This window comes from Lentibacillus halophilus (assembly GCF_039522485.1).
Lineage (GTDB): Bacteria > Bacillota > Bacilli > Bacillales > Amphibacillaceae > Lentibacillus > Lentibacillus halophilus.
In genome coordinates this window covers 49,790-52,174 of record NZ_BAAADM010000002.1, presented here as the reverse complement: position 1 = coordinate 52,174, position 2,385 = coordinate 49,790, and the positions used below count along the sequence as shown (strand labels likewise).

Below are 2,385 nucleotides of genomic sequence, written 5' to 3'. Positions count from 1 at the left end.
AAGTGGTTTGTGTTCGTATGATGGATTAACGTTTGTAACATTGCCACATCCCTACGCCGGTTTTAACCGTCTCAAGTTCAATGGGTCCCAAAGTTCATTACTTTGATCTCAGCCCTTTTGAAGGGCACCCCTAGAGCAAATCAATAATCGTATTTAATTTTGATTGTTAACGTTAAATTATCACAAAAATTCGTAAATGTCAATGATCCGTTTGGTAACGAGAGTTGAAAAAGAGAATAAGATTTGTTATATTAAGAACACATGTTCCATGGAGGGATCGATATGAGTAATATTTATGATCGTGGGAGCAAAAAATGGACGGCTATGATGATGCCGGAACACGAAGAATTGCTTCGGAAAATGTGGAAGGAGCAGGATTATAAAGAGAAGCCGATATTGGATGAACAGCAAAAAGAAGACGTGGATGCGCGACTGCAAGAAGCTGTTTACTATCATCGGACAGTGGAAGTAAAACATTACAACGGTCGGGACTTTCTGACGAGTAAAGGAACCGTGTCGAAAATAGATGAGAGACAGTTGTGGCTGGATAATGGTGCGACGATTAAGTTGGAAGATGTTTTAGATGTGCGTATCGACGACATCGGATAAAGAGATTATCTGTCATGCTATTAAACGGAATGTGGGCGTAACCGTTTAAAGAATGTCATTCAGTAGGTGAGGACAGATTACGTTTTTCCATCACTGCTGAATGCTGATAAAATTTGTTTTAAAGGGTTTTCTATTATTTTTCTATGTTTTTCCGTTGTTGGCAATGCTATCGTGTCGAATTAAATCGTAACCTAACCGAAGGATATTATTTACAAAACTCGACAAATGATTTATTATTAATAAAATATAATTTTTTCAATATTCATGCGGCGGTGATTAATTAAATACATTGAACACGTGAGATAGAAAGGACACCGAAATGCAGGCGGAGCTAAGAAAAGCATCGACGTTACTAGATGAAGAAAGACGAACAACCATATGGTTTTTGTGGATCTTTTATATTATTTATTTTTCTTACGACATAGTTTATTATATAATATTGCCTGAAATGCCGTGGGAATCGGCACAAAAAGTGTTAAACAATGGCTTGGGATATTGGACGTATATCATTTTATTAAGCTTACTGCCCATCGCTTTTTATTTAATGCATCGGGAAAAAACATGGATTATCAAGTATATGTATTTTATTACGTTCACCATTATGAATATTATCAATGATATATGGATATATTGGGGAGTTGAATCTACATACAGCAACGGCAATATCATTGAAATTGTCATAGTCTTGTTTGCTCCCATATTTGTAAATAAAACATTCTTCAACCTCGTATCCTTGGGCACAATTTTTAAATTTATTGTTTTAGGTATCGTTCTCAGGGATTTTGTCGTTACATTGCCAATTACGTTAATTGTTGTTTTATCCATCATAGGTTATATCCTGCTTCACCGTTTTATAAGGTATGTATCAGCGGTGGAAATATCGTATGACAAACAGCTTGAAGGCATTGTTAAAGGGGTTATTGCTACACTGGAGCTGAAAGATCACTATACACGCGGTCATAGCGAACGGGTGGCTCAATATGCCATGACTCTAGCGAGAGCAACGGGGAAATATCAAGCGGATGAATTAAAATCTTTTTACTATGCTTGCTTGCTGCACGATATAGGAAAAGTTTACATTCCCGATTCAATTTTGACCAAAACCGGCAAACTCACCGACGAAGAGTTTGAACTGATTAAAACGCATCCTGTTGTTGGTGCTGACGCTGTTCAGGAAGTGGAAGGTATCGATGATAACCTCGATGTCATCAGACACCATCATGAACGCTGGGATGGGAGAGGTTATCCAGATGGCTTAAAAGGTACGGAAATCTCTTTCCTCACCAGAGTTATCACCATTGCTGACGTGTTTGACGCGATGACGTCCTCGAGGTCATATCGCACTGCATTGCCCGTGGACGTTGCGTATGAAGAAATTGTTTCCAATAAAGGGACGCAATTTGATCCTGACTTAATGGAAACGTTTAAACACGTGTACCCAGAGTGGGTGGCATATCATGAGCATTACCAAACACATGAGACGGCGTTTGACGAAGCAGCACCTGACATGAAAGGAGGTGATTGAACATGAGAATCCGTAAACTGAACAAAATTAAAACAACATGCTGGTGGTGTATTTTTGCTTAATTTCTCGCACTAATTCCAACGTATGGGGCTGGGACAAAAGATGTTTAGTCAAAGAAAAATCCGAACTATGATTCGCGAAAAATCTGAATCAGTTCGGATTTTCATTTAGCGTAGGAAAAACACGGAGACTCCTGCGGGATGAAAAGCCTAGATAAGACCCCGCAGTGCGATAAGCACAAAGCAAAGCTT

Annotated in this window: 2 protein-coding genes and 1 riboswitch; both genes read left to right on the top strand. The window is 38.8% G+C overall.

All coding sequences use genetic code 11. The annotated features are described in order from the left end of the window. Positions 1–31: 31 nt before the first annotated feature. Positions 32–142, bottom strand: a riboswitch (TPP riboswitch). A gap of 140 nt (positions 143–282) precedes the next feature. Further along, complete coding sequence (locus ABDZ72_RS00285) at positions 283–609, top strand: YolD-like family protein (RefSeq protein WP_343750396.1); 327 nt, start codon at positions 283–285, stop codon at positions 607–609. Positions 610–928: 319 nt separating this feature from the next. Next, positions 929–2,134 carry an HD-GYP domain-containing protein gene (locus ABDZ72_RS00280; protein WP_343750395.1) on the top strand — a complete coding sequence of 402 codons (1,206 nt, stop codon included), beginning with the start codon at positions 929–931 and terminating at the stop codon, positions 2,132–2,134. The last annotated feature ends 251 nt before the right edge of the window (positions 2,135–2,385 follow it).

Excerpts from the sequence above, each read along its gene's own strand:
- ABDZ72_RS00285 (WP_343750396.1), top strand. The coding sequence starts at position 283 with ATGAGTAATATTTATGATCGTGGGAGCAAAAAATGGACGGCTATGATG.
- ABDZ72_RS00280 (WP_343750395.1), top strand. The coding sequence starts at position 929 with ATGCAGGCGGAGCTAAGAAAAGCATCGACGTTACTAGATGAAGAAAGA.